This is a genomic window from Rhizobium freirei PRF 81, assembly GCF_000359745.1.
GTDB lineage: Bacteria > Pseudomonadota > Alphaproteobacteria > Rhizobiales > Rhizobiaceae > Rhizobium > Rhizobium freirei.
In genome coordinates, this window is sequence record NZ_AQHN01000083.1 from 170,317 (window position 1) to 190,017 (window position 19,701).

Here is a 19,701-nt window from a genome sequence, read left to right on the forward strand (position 1 = left end):
ATTCTAGGAGCAGACATGAGCAAGAAAAAGGTTCTTCTCGCGGGTGAATCATGGGTTTCGACCGCCACTCACATCAAAGGTTTCGATCAGTTTCCGACGGTGACCTATCACACCGGCGCCGACGAGCTTCTCAAGGCTTTGAAGGACAGCGCCTTCGACGTCGCCTTCATGCCGGCCCATGAGGCACAGCGCGATTTTCCGCTGACGGCAGAGGCGCTTGCCGAATATTCGGCGATCGTTCTGTCCGATATCGGCGCCAATACCTTGCTTCTGCACCCGGATACCTGGATCCACTCCAGGAGGACGCCGAACCGGCTGAAGCTGCTGCGCGATTACGTTGCAAATGGCGGCGCGCTATTGATGTTTGGCGGTTACTATAGCTTCCAAGGCATCAACGGTGGCGCGCGCTATCACAAGACCCCGGTCGAAGAAATACTGCCCGTGACCTGTCTGGCGATCGATGATCGTGTCGAGGTTCCCGAGGGATTTTCGCCAGTCGTCACGGGAAGTGCCGATCATCCTGTCCTCAAGGGCCTGGGGAGCGACTGGCCCTATCTCCTCGGCTTCAACGAAGTGGCCGTCAAGCAGGGCGCCCAGGTCCTTGCGACGGTTTCCGGCGAGTACGGTTCTCAGCCCCTGTTGGTCACGGGCACCTATGGTGCCGGCAAGACACTTGTCTGGACGTCGGATGTTGGCCCGCACTGGCTGCCGCCCGAGTTCATCGCATGGAGTGGCTACAAGACGCTGTTCGAGCGGATGCTGGCCTGGGCCACCACGAAAGATTGATGCCATGCGCCTCCATGTCGTCGGCAATGTCTGCGTCGATACGAGCTTTCGCCTGCCGCGCTTGCCGCGCCCGGGCGAAACGCTCAACGCGAGCTCGGCCGTCGAGGGTATCGGAGGCAAGGGCGCCAACCAGGCCGTCGCGGCCGCTCGAAGCGGAGCCGACGTGTACTTCTGGGCCCCCATTGGCGATGACGATATGGCCGGGAGAATAACAGAGACGCTGAAGGGCGATCTTGACGTCGATCGACTGATCCGCCTGGCTCTTCCCACCGACCGTTCGACGATCCTGTTGGAAGAAGGTGGCGAAAACGCCATCGTCAGTGCCGTCGCCTGCGCGCGAGCCTTCGATCCGATCCTGCAGACGGATCTAAGCGAGACCTGGAGCGAAGACGACATCCTTTTGATGCAGGGTAACCTATCCTGGGAGGTCACCGCTACCTGTCTGAAACTTGCCAAACAGTCAGGCCTGAAGACGGTGCTCAATCCGAGCCCGCTGTCGGACGCGAACGTCGAGGATTTTGCCGATGTGGATCTTGTCATCGTCAATCAGAGTGAAGCCGCCGCGTTGACAGGTCTGGAAAGCTCGGCTGCCGCGGCAGACCTACTCTTCAACAAAGGCGCCGCAAGCGTGGTCGTGACGCTTGGTCGTGAGGGTAGCTTCGTTTGGGATCATCCAGATGATCCGCCCGTTCCCCTGGCGGCGCACGAGGCGACCGTCGTCGATACCAGCGGTGCCGGTGACTGTTTTGCTGGCTCCCTGGTGGGCTTGCTCGCGCAAGGAAAAACCTTGGTTGAAGCTGCAAAGGTGGCAACCAGGGCCGCAGCCATCTCCGTTGCTCGTCTCGGAACGCTCGCCTCCTATCCCTCGCGGGCGGAGTTTTCGGAAATCATAAAGATATCAGAACTGGAAAACATATGACTGGGACAGAAAAGCCGATCGGACAGGGAGCGGGCAACGCGCTTATCGATCTCCTTGGGCGCGACAAGGCAATCATCGGCGTCGTGCACTTGGCCCCGCTTCCCGGAGCGCCACGTTATTCGGGAGAGGAGATCGAGACCGTCTACCAGCGTGGCCTCGATGATGCCCGCGCCTATCTAGCCGGCGGCTGCGACGCAGTGATCATCGAGAACCATGGCGACATTCCGTTTTCGAAGCCCGACGATATCGGGCCGGAGACCTCCGCCTATATGGCCGTCATCTCCGATCGCATCCGCCGTGAACTCGGCCGGCCGATCGGTATCAATGTTCTTGCCAATGCCGCTATCCCGGCGCTTGCGATCGCCAGCGCGGCAGGCGCTGGCTTTGTTCGCGTCAATCAATGGGCAAATGCCTATGTCGCCAATGAAGGCTTCATCGAGGGGGAGGCCGCACGGGCGATGCGCTATCGCGCGCGGCTCAATGCACGCGGCATCCGTATCTTTGCCGATGCCCATGTCAAGCATGGGGCACATGCCATCGTTGCGGACCGGCCGGTCGAAGAACAGGTCAAGGATCTCGTCTTCTTCGATGCGGATGTGGTCATTGCCACGGGGCAGAGAACCGGGCATGCGGCCGATCTCGATTACATAAGCATGATCAAGCGGGCAGCGGGCCTGCCGACGCTCGTCGGCAGCGGTGTAACAACGGAGAATGGCAACGACATTCTGTCGGTTGCCGATGGCGTGATTATCGCAAGCTCTCTGAAATATGACGGGGTCTGGTGGAATGCGGTCGATCCACAACGCGTAAGCCACTTCGTGGCAGGCATCCATCGATGAAGTCACATCCGCAGATCAATGCGCAGCGTCTATTGCAGCGCATTGCCGACTTTGCAGCGATCGGTGCGACGTCGGCTGGCGGGGTCAACCGCCAAGCGCTGAGCGCTGAGGATAGGGCGGCCCGGCGTCTGCTTGCGGAGCTGGCCGTTGCTCGCGGATTTGGCGTGCACCAGGATGCCATCGCGAACCTGTTCATCCGGCGCGAAGGGCGTAATCCTTTGCTTCCACCGGTTCTAATCGGCAGCCATCTTGACAGTCAGCCCACGGGAGGCAGGTTCGATGGCGCTCTGGGTACGCTGTCTGCCTTCGAAGTGCTGGAATCGCTGGAGGATGCAGGCGTCCGAACAGAGCGATCTGTGGAAGTCGTGTCCTGGACCAACGAGGAAGGCAGCCGCTTCTCTCCGGGCTGCATGGGGTCGATGGCTTTTGTCGGTGCAGGCGACATAGACCGATGGCAGCACATGCATGGTATCGATGGAACGGAACTCGGTGACGAACTGGCGGCAACATTGCAGGCATTGCCGGAAGCAGAGATGCGGCCGATCGGCCGTTCCGTTTCCGCCTTCGTTGAAGTTCACATTGAGCAAGGCCCCGTGCTTGAGCGGGCAGGCGTCCCCATCGGCATCGTCACCGACGTACAGGGAACCAGGTGGCTTGAGATTTCCTTCATCGGTGAAGCGGCCCATGCCGGCACGACGCCATTGGAGTTCCGCAGGGATCCCATGGCGGCTACCGCCGCTGCGATTGCGCACCTGCAGCTAGACGTCATGCCAGCTGATCCAATGGCGCGGCTGACGGTTGGCCGCATGATTGTCGAACCGAGTTCCGTCAACGTCATACCGAGCAGGGTTACATTCACCGTTGACATTCGCCATCCGCAGGAAGACGTGCTTTCTTCCATCGAGGCCCAGGTCAGAGCCGAATGCCGTGCATCGGCCGAGCGTCACATGGTCGACGTGCGGATCGAAAAACGCTTTGACCTGGCGCCTGGAAAGTTCGACGTGGCGATCGTGGATGCGATCGGCAAGGCATGCGAAAGGCTCTGCGTTTCCAGCATGAAATTGGTCTCAGGCGCTTTCCACGACGCACTTTTCATCAGCCGTGTCGCGCCGACGGCGATGATCTTTGTTCCCTGCCGGGACGGCATCAGTCATAACGAGGCCGAGTTCGTGGCCGCGGAAAATATTGAGACCGGCGCAAAGGTCCTGCTTGAGACGACCCTTTCCCTGATCGGGGAGCAATATTTGCCCCGATGATTGATGTCATGACTGGATGTCTATGAGCTCCGCTCGACTAACGGCTTCATTTGGAAGGCGTTTTGTCGACCTCAATACTCGCCCGGCTGCGGATGGGTTGCCAGCATCAGGTCCTTAAGCCCACGGCTGCCGTCGCGGTTGCCGGTGGCGGCGACTGCGGTGAAGATGCGCTGGGCGTCGTCATACATTTTGAGATTGAGATAGCTGTATCCACGCAGCACCATCAGGTCGACTCGCTCCTGCTGGAGCTGTGAGCGCTGGTCGAGATAAAGCAGTGCCTCATGGTAGCGCTTGCCGTTGAAGGCTGAAAGGGCGCGGTCCGCGAGGATTGCCACCTGTAGCTCGGCGGCGCGCTGATGGTTCATGGGGGCCTTGGTGGCCGCGACAGCGGCGTTGTTGGCAAGCCCTGCGCGCAGATAGGCGAGGCTTTGCCCGTATGCGGCCTCTTCCCGCGACTTGGGGTCGCTATTGTTCAGCGCAACGCCAAAGGCTTCGACAGCTTCCATCGGCCGGTTGAGATTCATGAGGCACCAGCCACGCGACAGCGCATTGGCAGGCGTCAGCAGCTCGGCATTGATTGTGGTCGTGCAGCCGGCGGGACGGCGTGTCGTGCGTGCGCTGGTTCTGGCCCTGGTTTCAGGTTGGGCATATTCGATGGGTGCCGAACGGCGGACGGGCGCGACAGGCTGGGTAGGGGCTCTTGTCATCGCATCGGATTGCGCAACGGGGATCTGTGGCACTGGCTGGGGAGCGGCCAGCGGCGCGTTCTGGGGCGGCTGCGGCGAGCGCTGTGGGGAGACGGTCTGCGCCGTCTGGTTCGGTGACGGCAATGGCGCGGCGATCGGCGTGCGCGACGCCGGTTCTCCGAGGACGGCGATGCGCTGCGAGCGACCTGCCCATAGGCGCTGGACTTCGGCGACACCTTGTCGGTCGTTCAACTGGTTGCGGGTAATGGCGAGGCCATAGGCCGAAGGCTCGTCGTCCGGTTTCCAGCGCAGCGCCGTTTCGAACCAGCGTGCGGCTGCCTGCGGCTGGTTCATCGTGCGGGCGTACCAGCCGAACTGCTGCGCCGTCGGAACGTATTTTTCCTTCACCACCTCGGCGGCGACGCGCCCAAGAACTTCCTCGGTTAAATTGGCGGGCGGCTGCAAGGCTATGAGGTTTGCCGTCGCCGCGAGATAGGTCGCCATCGCATCCTTGGATTCACCCCGCCAATTGTACATGGCATCTTCGGCTTCCTGAGGCTTGCGGTCGGCGATCAGTACCAGGGCCAGGCCCTGCGAGATCGTCGCCGAATCTTCTTTTTCATGGGCCGCCTTGAACCATTGCTCGGCGTCACTGTAGTTGCTGCGTCGTAAATAGTACCATCCGAGAAGCGAACCATCCGACGCGAGCCCCTGGCTGCGGGCAACGCGCTCGACCTGCGAAAGATAGTCCTGCGAAACGGTCAGTTTCGGATCGTCATTGCCCTGGGCCACGAAGCGCCGAGCGAGGTCGGTCCTTATGCTGTCGAACTCGCGTCCGCCATTGCCGTCTGGCTTTTCGAGGGCAAGCAGGTCCTGCATGGGCTGGTAAGGCAGCAATGCGGAGGCCTTCTGGATGGTCGCGAGCCTCTCCTGCGGATTGGTGCAGGTCTTCAGGATATAGCTATAGGCGTCCTTGCCGCGCTGCGCCCGGTCGGTTCGGATGAAAGCCTCGGCCACGCGCCAGAGAATATCGATATCGCTGCAGGTGAGCAGGCTCGGGTTCTTGGAACCGATATCGATCACCGTTGCGTATTGTTTCAGATCGGAAGCATTGACGATGCGCGTGCGCGCCTCTGCGACGGCGAGACGCTCCAGAAGGTCGGAGGGCGGCTGCCATCCTGCTTCCGCAGTCTGGCGGTCGGCGATGGCCTTGCGTACTTCGGCATAGCGGCTCTCGGAATAAAGCTGCCACATGGCCTCCAGCTGCTTGTCGCTGTTCTGCGGTACGGCCAGCGGGTCGGCGGGCGGCGTCCAATTCGGATAAAGCGTCTGCAGTCGAGAGATTTCCGCCTGAAGCCGCGCCTTGTCGCCGTGGCTGGCAAAATAGCGCAATGCGCTTTCATCCACCTTGGCTGCGTTGGCTGGCTGGACCTGGTTCGGTTGCTGCTCAGGCGCTTGCTGTGGGACGGGTTGGGGCGTTGCGGGCTGCGGTGCAGCTTGCGCCGTTGCAGCCGGGCTGGACTTGTCGACCTGAGAAGTCGTCGGCGAACCTGCGAGTACCGCTGACGGCGCCGTCGCCTGTATGTGATCGGCGATCGCCTGCAGATCGACGGGTTGGCCTTGTGGGGCCGCCAACTTGGTATCGGCGACGAGTGTCGCTTGGGGCTCCAGGCGATGAGATCTTGCCAGCTTGATCTTGTCTTCCGGCGAGTCGTGATCCTTCGTCGCCAGCGTAAACCCCGCCACGGCGACGGCCATGAAAGCCATGATCAAGGTGGACTTTATAAACACTCCGGGTGTTTCTCCGTGACAAAAGCCAGGCTCAAGAGCTGCAAAGTGGCCGGGTAATAAAGCGACGGAGCGAACTGCCGAACCGGAGCGGGCAATTTCGTTCCGGCTACCACACACGCCACAACATCGTTAACAATTCTATAACCGGGGTCGGAAAGCAGGTCTTTGGGCTTGCCCGTGGTCAGGTCGATCGTCGCCGGTTCGTCGCCTTCGACAGTCATTCCGCGCTGCAGGCGTGTGAGCAGAGCTTTGTCGTTAATGCCGGCGCGGGTCAGATAAAGCGGGATTCTAACGGCATTATAACCGAATTCCGCTTCGAATCCGTCTGCCGGTGTGGGCTTTGCCCGCAGGCTGACCCAATCGGCGGGCAGCTTGCGCGGGCCGAACTGCATCGAGCCCAAAAGAGCAAGGCCATCGTCCCGCAGTTTCTGCCATTGTTCGGATGGCGCAAGCAGCGCCATGACGGGGATAGCCTCGTAAACCCAATAGGACGGATTGATGACGGGACCATCCTTGCGTCCCGGAGCGCGGTAGCCCTCGACACCGGGAAGCAGCAGTGTTTTTCCGCCTGCATCGATCACGACATGGGAGAGAAGTGCTTTCGCCATGATCACGGCAGACTGCAGATAGTCCTTCTTGTTCCAGGCCGATCCTGCAAGCGCCAAGGCATAGGCGATCAGCAGATCGCCATCGGAGGCGTTGTTCGTATCCGTTACATGCGGGGTAACAGCGGGATCCCATTTCCATGCCGCGAGACCATCGTCGCGCAACAGGAGTTCGGTCCGCGTGAAATACCAGATCTCCTCGAAGTCAGCCGGGTTGTTGGCGAGATAGGCGAGCAACAAGCCGTAGCCTTGTCCTTCGCTATGGCTGATGCCATTATTGCCGTTGTCGAGGACGCGGCCGCTCGCATCGACGAATTTTTCCTTGTAGGCAATCCAGGCTTGCGGATCGATCGCAGCGCGTTGCGCCGCTACCGGCTGGGCGACCGCCAGGATGGCGGCGCTGCAAATCGCCAAAATGGAGCGCCAGCGTCTCATTCGCGCCGGCCGATCTTGGACAGAATGTTTGCTGTGGCCATGCCGAGCAGCAGCGAGCCGACGACCAAAAGGAATGCGTAGGAAAGGATGTTGCTGGAAAGCCAGTTGGCGGCGATCAGACGATAGTTGGTCAGCGACCAGGGGCCGGACAGAACGAAGTCGAAGCGGTTGACCGGCACGGTGTCGATCTTTCCCGTCTTGCCGGAATAAAGGGTAATGCGACCGCTGATCTGTGGCCAGTTGAGTTGTGAGGTCACGGCATCCACACCTGCTCGCAAGTCCCCGGCACTCGGGGCCGTAACCACGGTCCAGGTCGCGTCTTTCGTGGGATTCGCTTCCTGCGCGATCAGGAAGGTATTGGCATTCGACGGTGCAAACACCTGCTCGGAGCCCGGCATGAAGCGCAGCGAGCTGAGCGAGATATCGAAATTGCGATGCATCCATTCCTTAAAGCGGTCGAACTGATCCTGCAAAACGCCGCCGCTGATACGGGAACGCCAATCCGCGATGGTGACGGAGGCATCCTGCGCTCCGCCTTGTCCGGGCGTTGGCGGGCGCCAGGCCACCTGGCTCGTCGCGGCAATATTCATCTGCGCGAGGATCGTCGACGGGAGTTGTGAGATCGAGCCGATGAAGATCGCGTTCCGGCTGCCAACGGCGCTGGATGATGCTACCGGCTCGAAAGCGATGGGGTGGCCGGCAACCAGCGCCATCTGACCGAGGAGGGTCGCGGTCGCGGATAGCATATCGGCATCGATCCGATCGATGAACAGGGCCGTGGATTCACTATCGCGATTATAAGGGTAGCCTGTGCCGGCGAAAGCGGCCAGATTGGGTCGTTGCCCGACCCGTGCGAAATCCGGGATACGGAACTGGCTGGTGTCGAACAGCGCAAAGCGCGGCGTCGTGTTCGATGTGGCGGCTGGTGCACAGGCCGAATCCTCGTCTGCCAGTAACATCGCCTCGAGCGTCACCGTGTTGAGACCCGGTTTGAAATGGCGCATCGTGACGCGAATGGGCAATTGCCTGAAGATGCCGCCGCCTGTCGCCGTGATCGGCTTTGTCGTGGCGATATTGCCGTTGACATAGACATCGATATGGCTGCCGGGTCGCACATCCTTCGCATAGGCGGCATCCAATAGGACGGTGGCTTCGCCATAGGCGTTGGCATAGAAATCGGATGGGATTGCAACGTTGAAGCTGGTGTGAAAACGCCGCCCGGAAAATTCCGTCGTCTTGACGCCCAGTTGCTCGAAAGAAAGGCTGGTTCCGGCATAGAGGAAAGGGGCATCCGGCGCCGTCCAGCGCTGCGTTACCAGCAGATCGCGCTGCGTATTCGGATCCCGATCGGTCGGTGAAACCACCATGTCGATCGCCGAAGAGATCGCCTGCCAGGACGGACCGCTAATGAGCAGAAGCTGCTGCCCGCTATGCGGGTCCGTTGCAAATGTCGCCAATGCGCCGTTTTGAGCGGCGGTGGGCACTGCAAACAGGGGCTGCAATTCGGCGGGCGTGCCGACGAGAACTGTCATCTTGCCCCGACCCGGCGGCGGCAAAGCATCCGTGCCGAACGAGAAGATCTCGTTCGGCATTCCGGCAAGCAGCGACAGCCCCTGCGCGAGCCGTAACAGCGGTTTGGTGGTGCCGGGTTGCGCCAGCGCCGGCACGACGAGATTAAATTGCGTCTTTCCGGCTTCGTCGACGCCGATTGCGCGGATTGCGTCGGTTGTCGAGAGCTTTTCAGCCTCGCGCCCGGCAAATGTTAGATAAGTCTTCGTCGGATCGATATCGGACCACAATTCGTAGGTCGATTGGATATCGCAGTCGGTGCGATGTCGTTGCGATGCCTCGAAGGTCAGCAGGTTTGCGCCGGGCTGCAGGAGGCCGCGCGGAATGTCGAAACCGATATCGGACGGGTTGTCGGACGAACCGATTTGCTGCTGGTGCACGACACGGTCGTTTAGAAGCACGGTGAGCTGCGATGCTTCAGGGGCAACGACGACCGCGTTCTGGTAGGAAAAATGGAACTTCGCCGGAGCTGCCGCTTGTTCGGGCGTAAGGTAGATCGACCAGGATTTGTGATCGATCTCACCCTCCAGGCGCAGTTTCGAATTGGGAACGACAAAGCGGCGGAGCTCGGGTGTTGCCGATGCGGCCTGTTGCCCCGCCGGTGCTGCCTGCGGCGGTACTTGAGCCGGAACGACGGGTGGCGCGGCCTGTGGAGGGGTCTGGGGAATGGTCGTTTGCGGCGTTGTCGCAACGGGTGGATTGACCGGCGGGTTAGCGGCTGGAGGCGTCACCACGGAGGGGAGGACCGTCTTAGGCGGTTCGGCCCGGGGTGTTGCCGCCTGGGGTACAAAAATCTGCGGCGTGATCGGCGGCTCGCCCTTTGGGCGTTCGCCCGACATGTCGAATGGCGCCGACTGCGCGTGAACAGCCGTCGCGCCAAGGAGAAAGATGAGAATTGAAAGGACGCGGTTCATCAGCTCTTCGCCTTTGCGCCTTGCCGCTGAGCTGCGCGCTCGCCACCCACCCCTCTGAAAAGGTAGATCAAGCCGCGGCTGGTCTGGTAGAGCGACAGGCCGAGGAACCATATCGTGCCGCGGATGATACCCGGATTGCGCCGCCGCGCCTGCTGGAATTTCGTCCATTGGTCCGAATTGGCGAAAACTAGATCGGCGATCAGCCGATGATCGGAGGCGCCTTTCGGGACATACTGGCATCCGATGGCGGTGATATCTCCCATCGGTTCGATATTGCGGATGATAACCGACAGCGTGACCATTTCGGCGCCGCTATAGGGCTGGAAGCGCAACGTGCCTTCCGAGCCGACCTTTATCGGGCCGAGATCCTTGTTGAAGACGCTCAGCCTTGCGCCATGAACGGAAACGTCTTCGATCGACGCGGAATTCCATTTGTCGCCGGCGCCGAATTCGCTGCGGCGATCGACGCGCACGCGTCGTGACGAGGCGCGCTCACCGCGTTCCGAGACAACGCCCAGCGCACAGCCGGACATGATGAGGTTGATGATGTTCCAGCCGCCGACGACGAGTGTTACATCAGCCTTGTAAGGCTCGGCATAGACACGATAGATGGTCACCGCAAGCGCGACGATCTGCACCGCAAAGATGACGAAGAACGGACGGCTGATCTCTGAAAGCCGGCTGACGGAAATCGACTCGTCCTTGGCCGTCACCTTGAAGGTCGGCTTGCGGGGATTGAGCATGACGGAGATGACCGCCGGCAGCAGATGCACAGTCTGGACATATTCGTAGAGCTCGGAAATCCAGGGCCAGCGGAAGGAGCCGTAAAGATAGTTCTGCATCATCAGGTTCACGAGCATGTAGGCAAGCGTATAGGCGAGGAACTCGCTGCCGGATGCGGTGAAGATTTCCAGATCGAAGAACAGATAGAAGAGCGGCGCAAACAGGAAGATGACGCGAGGGAAGGGGAAAAGCCAGAACAGCGTCGAGGACATGTAACAGAAACGCTGTGGCAGCGTCAGGCCGCGCTTCAGCAGCGGAAAGCGGAAACGCAGGATCTGCATCATGCCTTGCGCCCAGCGGCTGCGCTGGCCGATGAAGCTTGCAAAGGTCGCCGGTTGCAGGCCGGCAATGAGCGGCTTGTCGACATAGATGCTGTTCCAGCCGGCGCCATGAAGTGCGAGCGCCGTCTCGCAGTCTTCGGTAATGCTGATGCCGCTGAAGCCATTCTGCGATTCAAGCGCTCTGCGGCTGAGAACAGCGGCCGAACCGCAGAAAAAGGCGGCGTTCCACTTATCGAGGCCGCGCTGGATAATGCCGTAGAACATTTCGTTCTCGCTCGGCATGGTGTCGAACGTGCGCAGATTGCGCTCCAGCGGATCCGGATTGATGAAGAAATGCGGCGTCTGGACGAGGAAGAGTTTCGGGTCGTCCTCGAAATAACCCACGGTCTCCAACAGGAAGTCGCGCGCCGGCGCGTGGTCCGCGTCGAAGACGGCAATCAGTTCGCCGGTGGAATATTCGAGCCCGTTGTTGAGATTGCCCGCCTTTGCATGTTCGTTGCGCTCACGCGTCAGATACTCGACATCCAGATCGGCGCAGAGCTGCTTGAGTTCGTCGTGGCGGGCAATGGCCACTTGCGATTCCAGCACCTTGGTCGAGTTCCGCTTTTGCGCGGTGCCGCCGTCATCGAGCAGCCAGACCTTGAGCTTGTCGGCCGGATAGTCCATTGCCTTGGCGGAGGCGAGCGTATTAGCGAGCAGATTGGTGTCCTCATTATAAGAGGGCACGAAAACGTCGACCGACGGAAAATGCTGCGTCTTTCGTGCGCGCGCCGTGCGCGGGGGGAGGGGCGTGGCGACGATGAAGAGGCTGAGCATCAGCATCGCCACGTTGTAGACTTCTGCGAGATAGAGCAGCAGCCCCGGAATGAAATTCTCAGGCTGGTTGATAGGTGGAAGCGTGCTGGTCGTCCGCCAGTATACGTAGCGCAGCACGATGGCGGTGCCGAAGGCAAGCGCCACCAAACGCCAGGTGCCCTGACGCTTGAGAATCTTGATGATTGCCATGATGGTGACGGCAACGGTGCTGGCGATCAACTGCGTTTGAAGGTTGACGGGCAGTGTGATCAAAACGACCCCGCATAACGCGATCACGGCCCATATCGAGATGCTGCGTGCTGTCTGCATCGATGTTCCTTCAAAGGTATTGCCAGACGCCATCCTGGCGCCCCCGAGATCGCTTAGCCTAGCGGCTGCACGTCGCGGATATGCCCGATTTTCCGTTACAGTCCGGTAAAGGCACGACAACATTGCTCGCCGTATTCGCCCCCGGCGGTTGTGCCATTATGGACGTCGAGCCGCCCGCGCCGCTGGTCTGCGACGGGTCGTACTGCCCATCCGGCAAAGGTACGTGCGGCCCGATCGCGGGCGGTGGGGCCGGCTGAATTTGGGGCTGCTGCGGTGCCACGGCAGGCCTGCGTATGACGGCAGGACGTATCGGTGCCGGCTGGTATTGATAGCCGATGCTGATCGGGGGCGCACGATAAGGGGCGGCGTCGGGATAGACCGGCTCACCCGGCTTGCCCAGAACGGCATCGGCCCCACGCGGCGCGCCGAAGGGGTTCAAGGCGGCACCGTCGAAACGACCGGCAATCGTATAGCCGTAGACCGTGCTCAGGAGCTGGCGCTCCGTGGCGTGGGCGTCGCAGAGCCTGACCCTTATCTGTACCGTGCCGAAATTGCGCTGCTCACGCGCCGGTGCGAAGCCGGCCTGAACCTGCTGCCACGCGTAAAGGCAGGTATCGCCGGCCCTGCTTTGACCGCTGGCGTAGCCGAAAGGCCCATAGCTGTTCTGGACGAAAATCGCCGAGCGGGCGAGCCGCACGCCTGGAATGGCCGAGGCGATCTCTCCGGCGATCGTACGCTCGTCGATGATATAGAACGGCCTGCTACCGAGCGCCGGATTCGATCCGTCTATGCCGAGAAACTGGACTTTGAGGAAATTCTGACCTGGAACAGAGGAAGAGGTAGCGAGCGAGATCGTCTGATCCACATCCTTCGCGTGCCTGCGCTCGACCACATTGACAATCGCCGGGCCGCCGGGCGGCGGGAAGGCGAGCGCTTTGTCGTTGTCGACCGTTTCCACGCCGATCGACTGCTGAACGTGGCCCGTCGTCGAACAACCGGCCATCAAACCGGCCAGGGTAGTCAACGTTATCGTTCTTATAGAATGCATCTTTTAGGATCGCGACAATCGTGAGTGGCCAGACTTTTCGGCAAAATGCGCGGCGGCTGTGGGAATCAAGTCCCTGTATTCAATGTGGTGAATAAAGATGATTATGGTTAACTAGGAGTTAATTATAATCCGTCCACCGCTCCTGGGGGATTGAGGCATTCTGGCTGAATGCATCGCTCCACGCCGCAGCTGCAATGGGCGACCTATGTGTTTATCTTTCAAGCGCTATCGTTTTTTAGGGGAAGGTGTAGCCGTATCGCCTTGTCGGTTCATCAGGGGCTTTTCCGCGGTTGCGAAATGAATATAGTGTGCGCTGCCGGGCGTCGCGATGCCAGGCTCTTATTCCGTTGTCACCGGCCGCAAGGCGCGAAAGTTCTGCACCAACATGCTGGCCTGGCTTGATCAAAAAACCGAAATTGTTGAAGGCGCTGATCAGTCGTCACAATATTTCGAGCCGGCTCACGCAGCTTATTATAATGGAAAGCCCGGTCAGCCGCTGAAACTCATGTTGCAGGCGCGCAGCGACTTCCTGTCGATCTGGCGTCGCGCTGACTATCGGGAGCATGTGGCGGAATTCAAACTGCTCGGCCGTCAGCTCGTTATTGTCAATTCGCCGGACACCATCCGCCACGTGGTGGCCAAGCGGCACGAGAATTTCGAGCGCAAGACGCCGCAGATGCGCCGCGCGCTGGAATATCTTCTGGGCGACGGGCTGTTCATTTCGGACAAGGAGACCTGGAAACAGCGCAGGCCGCTGGTCTCCGATATTGTCCACAAGAATCGCGTGCCGGCCTTTGGTGCGATCATGCAGAATACGGCAAGCGAGCTTGCCGAGCGTTGGCAAAGTCTCGGGGAGGGGGCGGAGGTCAACGCCCTCTTCGAGATGGCGGGGCTGACCGCCGAAATCATCTCCCGCAGTGTCTTCGGCAATGATCTCGGCCAGGAGGGTGCCAATGCCGTCACCGAGGGATTTGCGAGCTATCAGGCGCTGGTCGATTCCATCAATCTCGGCTATTTCCTGGGCTTCGATGAGGGACTGCCGATCGTCAAGACACCGAACTTGCGCCGGTCGGTCAAGCGCATTCATCGCATCATCGACCAAGTGATCGAGGATCATCTGGCCGGCAAAGGCGACAACAGTTCGATGGTCGAGCTGCTGGTCCGTCGGCAACAGCGCAATCCCGAGCTGAAACTGGATGTCGTGGCGCTGCGAAACGAGGCGGCCACGATCTTCATGGCTGGTCACGAAACCACGGCGGCGACTTTGACTTGGGCATGGTATCTGCTCGCGGGTGCGCCATGGGTAGAGGCGGCCATTCATGCGGAAATCGAGGCTGTCTGCGGTAACAGGGTGCCGTCGGTCGACGATGTTCCTGCGCTGAGCTGGTGCCGCGCGGTCATCGAGGAGACATTGCGTCTTTATCCGCCAGTGCCGATCCTGGCGCGGCAGGCGGCCGAAGCCGATGAGATCGGTGGCGTGAAAGTGCGCAAGGCTGCGCTCGTGTTGATCGTGCCTTGGCTTCTGCACCGAACTGAGACCCTGTTTCCCGAACCGCATCGGTTTCATCCGGAGCGTTTTTTGGGCGAGGCGCGACCAACCCCCTATAGCTACATTCCCTTTGCTGCCGGTCCTCGCGTATGCCCTGGTCTGCAATTCGGTCTCACCGAGGCGATCCTTTGCCTTGCAATTCTCGCCCAACGTTTTCGCATGCGGGTCAAGGAAGGACATAAAGTCCAGCCGCAATGCCGCCTCACATTGCGACCACGCGACGGCATGCCCGTAACGCTACACAGGCGCTGAGAATGACGGCCGGCGATGAAACCGCTAAAAGCAGTGCCGCTAGCAAGCGTAAGGCTTGGATCTATGAGCCGCCCAAAGCTCCCGCGTTGAGAGATTTCCTGGCTGGTGGTAATCGGCGTAAGGCATTCCTTGGCTATTGGCTTTATGAGAACATCGACAATGCCGTGGATCTTTCCCTTTATTTTGCTTTTACACTTTTGCCGGTGCGGGCCCGCTCGGCACTCGGCGGCTGGCTTGGGCGGTTCCTGGCACCGCGTTTCCACAAGGGAGCCTATGCGCGTGCCGCCGCAAATCTGAAGACGATACGGCCGGAGCTCGGCGAGGCCGAACTTAACATGCTCCTGCAGCGCTACGCGGACTCGCAAGGCCGCCAGATGGCCGAATATTCCGCCGTGTCACAGCTGGCGCGCCGTCACGTGCGCAAGGTCGGCACGGAAGATATGGTCGACCGCTGTGCCGAAGGCCCCGTGATTTTCATTGCGCCACATGTCGCCAATTGGGAAGTGTTGGGGTGGTGCCTTCTCGATATGGGTCTACCCTTTGGGGTGAACTACGACCCCCCCAAACGTCGATCCCGCCGGTATATCGTCAATCGCATGCGCAGGAAGGGCGTCGGAGCTTCCATCCTGCAGCCCGGCCGTAGCTACGTGCGCCCCGCTTTGCGGATTCTGGAAAACGGCGGCAACCTGCTAATTTTCTGCGACGAAGCTTTCAATGGCCGCATCCGCGCGCCCTTCTTTGGTCGGCCGGCTCATCTTGAAAGCAACTACGCCCTCGTCGCGCGTATGGCGAGCAAGACGAATGCACTGATATATCCGCTATTCATTACGCGGGAAAACGGAGCGAACTTCCTATTCCATGCGCTGACGCCATTTAAGCTGCCGGCAGCCGCGGCTGTGGAGGGCCAGCTGATTGAGGACGTTTGCTTTTTGAACGCCGTGATAGAGCCCATCGTTCGAGAGTATCCTGAGCAATGGTATTTCGTGGACAATCGGATGCGATGAGGCTGGCGGATGCGATGAGACTGGCAACGAAATTCGCTCGGCGCCGGGAAATCTCGCGAGAGTTGATGATTTGTCGTCTTATTTGTGAAATTCACGTAACGCGTTCGTCTTTAGGTTGCTCATTGCGCGTGATGGGTTGAAATTTGGGAATGCCTAGGATAGGCGTCAGTCAAAGCAGTTGCGTGGCGTGCCTGCGCTGGATTTGAGCGCAGGCTGACTATTGGGTTGTGACATATCGCGCGCGGCTATAAGTACGACGCCATCTATTTTATTGTGATTTGAAGCGAGAATGGAATTTCGATGACGATCTTGGTTTCAGGCGGGGCTGGGTTTATTGGCGGGAACTTTGTTCTCGATTGGCTCGAGCAGCATGACGAAACCGTCATCAATCTCGACAAGCTGACCTATGCCGGCAATCTGGATACATTGAAGGGACTGAAGGGCAACAATCGTCATATGTTCGCGCATGGCGACATCGGTGACAGCAAGCTGGTGAGCGATCTACTTTCGATGCACAGGCCGCGTGCGGTGATCAATTTCGCAGCGGAGAGCCATGTCGACCGTTCGATCCATGGTCCCGGCGATTTCATCCAGACGAATGTCGTCGGCACCTTCAACCTGCTTGAATCAGTGCGCGGTTATTGGGACGGTCTGCCGGATGATGAGAAGCAGGCATTCCGCTTCCTGCATGTCTCGACGGATGAGGTTTATGGTACGCTCTCCAAGGATGATGCGCCGTTCAACGAACTCAATCGTTATGAGCCGAACAGCCCTTATTCGGCCAGCAAGGCGGCGTCAGACCATCTGGTTCGCGCCTGGCATCACACCTATGGCCTCCCGGTGCTGACGACGAATTGCAGCAACAATTACGGCCCCTATCATTTCCCGGAAAAGCTGATCCCGCTGGTGATCCTGAATGCGCTGTCCGGCAAGAGCCTTCCGATCTATGGGGACGGCCAGCAAGTCAGAGACTGGCTCTATGTGCGGGATCATTGCAGCGCGATCCGTCGAGTGTTGGAGGCCGGAAAGATCGGCGAGACCTATAATGTCGGCGGCTGGAACGAGAAGCCCAATCTCGATGTCGTGCATACGATTTGTGCGATCCTCGATGAGCTCAGGCCGAAGGCCGATGGCGGTCGCTACAGCGATCAGATCAGCTTCGTGAAGGATCGGCCCGGCCATGATCGCCGCTATGCGATCGATGCCCGCAAGCTCGAGCGCGAGCTCGGCTGGAAGCCGCAGGAAACCTTCGAGACCGGCATTCGCAAGACGATCGAATGGTATCTCCAAAACCAGGACTGGGTGCGCAACGTCACCAGCGGCGCCTATCGTGAATGGCTTGGCAAGCAATACGAGGCCGAACTGTGAGCGCCGTTCTGATCACCGGTGCCAACGGGCAGGTCGGTTTCGAGTTGCAGCGCGCTCTTGCGCCACTGGGCGGTGTGATGGCTTTCACGCGTGCAGAGATGGATCTAGCCAGCGAAGCAGGCATCCTTGCCGCCTTGCGAGAGCACAAGCCGCATATCATCGTCAATCCTGCCGCCTATACGGCGGTCGATCGCGCGGAAAGCGATGCCGAGCTGGCGATGGCGGTTAATGCGTCGGCGCCCGGGCTCATGGCCCGTTGGGTAGCGGACAATGGCGCCTGGCTTGTCCATTACTCCACCGACTATGTCTTCGATGGCACGAAAGCGGATCCCTATGTCGAAGGGGATGTCGTCAATCCGCAGTCCGTCTACGGCGAAAGCAAGTGGCTGGGCGAAGAGGCAGTCCGGGCATCCGGTGCTCGTCACGCCATTCTGCGGACGAGTTGGGTCTATGGCCGCCATGGCAGCAATTTCCTGAAAACCATCCTGCGGCTGGCGCAGGAGCGGGATGCTTTGAATGTCGTCGCCGACCAGATGGGGGCGCCCACTTCGGCGGCTCTGATTGCTGATGTGACGCGCACGATCGTCGAGCGCCTTGCGAGTTCGCAAACGGCTGACGATCTCTGCGGAACCTATCATCTTACCGCTCAGGGCAGCACGTCGTGGCACGGCTATGCCACGCATATCGTCCGCGAGGCATCGGCCAGAAACTTCAATCTCAAGCTTTCCCTCGACGCGCTAAAGCCGATTTCGACCGCGGAATATCCGACCCCCGCCAAGCGGCCAGCCAATTCGCGATTGGATTGTACAAAACTGATGGACCGCTTTGGCGTCGCTCTTCCTGCCTGGCAGTCGGGCGTTGAGGATGTGCTGGCAAGATTGCGGCTTGCCTGAATTAAGTGCTGTGGGAGTGCGTGACGGTTTTCGTTCACGCTCAAACCGACAAGCCGTTGACGGAAAGAAGACGAGACGCTGAACCATGACGAAAGCACGCAAAGGAATCATACTCGCCGGCGGATCGGGCACTCGCCTTTATCCGGTAACGCTTTCGGTCAGCAAGCAGCTCCTGCCGATCTACGACAAGCCGATGATCTACTATCCGCTGACCACCCTGATGCTGGCGGGTATTCGCGAGATCCTCATCATCTCGACACCGCAAGACACGCCTCGTTTTGAACAACTGCTCGGCGATGGCAGCCAATGGGGCATCAGGCTCGATTATGCCGTCCAGCCGAGCCCGGATGGTCTCGCCCAGGCATTCCTGATCGGCGAAGAGTTTCTGGATGGTGCGCCGTCCGCCCTGGTGCTGGGAGACAATATCTTTTACGGGCACGACTTCACCCGACTGCTCCACGAAGCGGGCGGCAAGGAGGCTGGCGCTACCGTCTTTGCCTATCATGTGCAGGATCCGCATCGCTACGGCGTGGTGGAATTCAACGAAATGGGCCAGGCGATCAGCCTGGAGGAAAAACCGAAATTGCCAAAGAGCAATTATGCGGTCACCGGACTTTACTTCTACGACCAAAGCGTCGTCGAGGTGGCAAGATCCATCCGTCCGTCGCCGCGCGGCGAGCTTGAGATAACCGACATCAATACGCATTATCTGCAGATTGGGCAGCTGGATGTTCAGACTATGGGCCGTGGCTATGCCTGGCTCGATACGGGCACTCATGAGTCGATGCTCGAGGCCAGCCATTACATCGCGACCATCGAAAACCGGCAGGGCCTGAAGGTCGCCTGCCCGGAGGAGATCTGTTATCGCAGCGGCTGGATCGATGCCTCGCAGGTCGAGACCTTGGCGCATCCGCTTAAGAAGAACGCTTACGGGCAATATCTTCTCGGGATATTGCGCGAGCAAGTGTTCTAATCCTTCAAAGTGCACATGCACGGTTGCCCATTCACGCGAACACCTAAGTAGGAAGACGAATGAAAGCCGTCGATACTGCCATCGCCGACGTGAAGATCATCGAGCCTGCTGTATTTGCCGACGATCGTGGCTTCTTCTTCGAGAGCTTCAGCAAAATGAAGTTCGAGGCGGCAATCGGCCGAAGCGCCGACTTCGTGCAGGACAATCATAGCCGATCGGGAAAGGGCGTCCTGCGCGGTCTCCACTACCAGCTGCCGCCCCATGCCCAGGCCAAGCTGGTGCGCGTCGCCGTTGGCGAGGTCTATGACGTCGCCGTCGATATCCGGAAATCCTCGCCGACATTCGGGCAGTGGGTCGGGGTCCTTCTTTCGGCGGAAAACAAGCGTCAGCTATGGATACCGGAAGGATTTGCCCATGGGTTCCTGACGTTGAGCGACCATGTCGAGTTTCTGTACAAGACCACTAATTATTACGCGCCGGAGAGTGATCGCGGCATTCGCTGGGATGATCCGCAGATAGACATTGATTGGAACTTGAACGATCAGCCAACGCTTTCCTCCAAGGACCGGAATCAGTCAATGCTGGCGGATGTAGAGGTGTTCGAATGAGGTGGCGGATGGTTCAA

15 protein-coding genes are annotated in these 19,701 nt (G+C 59.7%); 10 read left to right on the plus strand and 5 right to left on the minus strand.

Features of this window, described 5'->3' with window-relative positions; all coding sequences use genetic code 11:
* Positions 1-15 precede the first annotated feature (15 nt).
* From RHSP_RS23045 to RHSP_RS23060, 4 genes are read left to right on the plus strand one after another with little or no spacing between them, the layout of a single operon-like run.
* Complete coding sequence (locus RHSP_RS23045; RefSeq protein ID WP_004123946.1) at positions 16-786, plus strand: glutamine amidotransferase; 771 nt, start codon at positions 16-18, stop codon at positions 784-786.
* A 4-nt stretch (positions 787-790) separates the two neighbouring features.
* Entirely contained in the window at positions 791-1,705 is a 915-nt protein-coding gene (locus RHSP_RS23050; RefSeq protein ID WP_004123948.1) for a ribokinase, read from the plus strand.
* A complete protein-coding gene (locus tag RHSP_RS23055) occupies positions 1,702-2,544 on the plus strand; it encodes a BtpA family protein (protein ID WP_004123951.1) in 843 nt (280 codons plus the stop codon). Before RHSP_RS23050 ends, RHSP_RS23055 begins: the two co-directional genes overlap by 4 nt.
* Positions 2,541-3,800, plus strand: coding sequence for a Zn-dependent hydrolase (locus RHSP_RS23060; protein ID WP_004123954.1), 1,260 nt, complete (start codon positions 2,541-2,543; stop codon positions 3,798-3,800). Before RHSP_RS23055 ends, RHSP_RS23060 begins: the two co-directional genes overlap by 4 nt.
* 71 nt (positions 3,801-3,871) lie before the next feature.
* Here RHSP_RS23060 and RHSP_RS23065 read toward each other — a convergent pair whose 3' ends face one another.
* From RHSP_RS23065 to bcsN, 5 genes are read right to left on the minus strand one after another with little or no spacing between them, the layout of a single operon-like run.
* Entirely contained in the window at positions 3,872-6,277 is a 2,406-nt protein-coding gene (locus RHSP_RS23065) for a hypothetical protein (protein WP_004123957.1), read from the minus strand.
* Entirely contained in the window at positions 6,268-7,317 is a 1,050-nt protein-coding gene (locus tag RHSP_RS23070) for a family 8 glycosyl hydrolase (RefSeq protein ID WP_004123960.1), read from the minus strand. Before RHSP_RS23070 ends, RHSP_RS23065 begins: the two co-directional genes overlap by 10 nt.
* Positions 7,314-9,800: a cellulose biosynthesis cyclic di-GMP-binding regulatory protein BcsB gene (locus RHSP_RS23075; protein WP_004123963.1), complete on the minus strand. Its 2,487-nt coding sequence runs from the start codon at positions 9,798-9,800 to the stop codon at positions 7,314-7,316. The genes RHSP_RS23070 and RHSP_RS23075 overlap by 4 nt, the downstream gene beginning before the upstream one ends.
* Positions 9,800-11,989 carry a UDP-forming cellulose synthase catalytic subunit gene (bcsA, locus tag RHSP_RS23080; RefSeq protein WP_004123965.1) on the minus strand — a complete coding sequence of 730 codons (2,190 nt, stop codon included), beginning with the start codon at positions 11,987-11,989 and terminating at the stop codon, positions 9,800-9,802. Before bcsA ends, RHSP_RS23075 begins: the two co-directional genes overlap by 1 nt.
* 58 nt (positions 11,990-12,047) lie before the next feature.
* On the minus strand, positions 12,048-13,037 hold the full coding sequence (bcsN, locus tag RHSP_RS23085; protein WP_037153931.1) for a cellulose biosynthesis protein BcsN: 990 nt from the start codon (positions 13,035-13,037) through the stop codon (positions 12,048-12,050).
* Between the two features lie 328 nt (positions 13,038-13,365).
* Between bcsN and RHSP_RS23090 the strand changes: the two genes are divergently transcribed.
* The 6 genes from RHSP_RS23090 (at position 13,366) to rfbC (ending at position 19,684) form a co-directional block, all read left to right on the plus strand.
* A complete protein-coding gene (locus tag RHSP_RS23090) occupies positions 13,366-14,838 on the plus strand; it encodes a cytochrome P450 (protein ID WP_004123971.1) in 1,473 nt (490 codons plus the stop codon).
* A gap of 2 nt (positions 14,839-14,840) precedes the next feature.
* On the plus strand, positions 14,841-15,842 hold the full coding sequence (locus RHSP_RS23095; RefSeq protein WP_004123972.1) for a lysophospholipid acyltransferase family protein: 1,002 nt from the start codon (positions 14,841-14,843) through the stop codon (positions 15,840-15,842).
* A 300-nt stretch (positions 15,843-16,142) separates the two neighbouring features.
* Positions 16,143-17,210: a dTDP-glucose 4,6-dehydratase gene (rfbB, locus tag RHSP_RS23100; RefSeq protein WP_004123974.1), complete on the plus strand. Its 1,068-nt coding sequence runs from the start codon at positions 16,143-16,145 to the stop codon at positions 17,208-17,210.
* Complete coding sequence (gene rfbD / locus RHSP_RS23105) at positions 17,207-18,103, plus strand: dTDP-4-dehydrorhamnose reductase (protein ID WP_004123977.1); 897 nt, start codon at positions 17,207-17,209, stop codon at positions 18,101-18,103. The genes rfbB and rfbD overlap by 4 nt, the downstream gene beginning before the upstream one ends.
* Before the next feature lie 85 nt (positions 18,104-18,188).
* Positions 18,189-19,076, plus strand: a complete 888-nt coding sequence (gene rfbA / locus RHSP_RS23110) for a glucose-1-phosphate thymidylyltransferase RfbA (protein WP_004123980.1) — start codon at positions 18,189-18,191, stop codon at positions 19,074-19,076.
* A 59-nt stretch (positions 19,077-19,135) separates the two neighbouring features.
* On the plus strand, positions 19,136-19,684 hold the full coding sequence (gene rfbC, locus RHSP_RS23115; protein WP_004123988.1) for a dTDP-4-dehydrorhamnose 3,5-epimerase: 549 nt from the start codon (positions 19,136-19,138) through the stop codon (positions 19,682-19,684).
* Positions 19,685-19,701 lie beyond the last annotated feature (17 nt).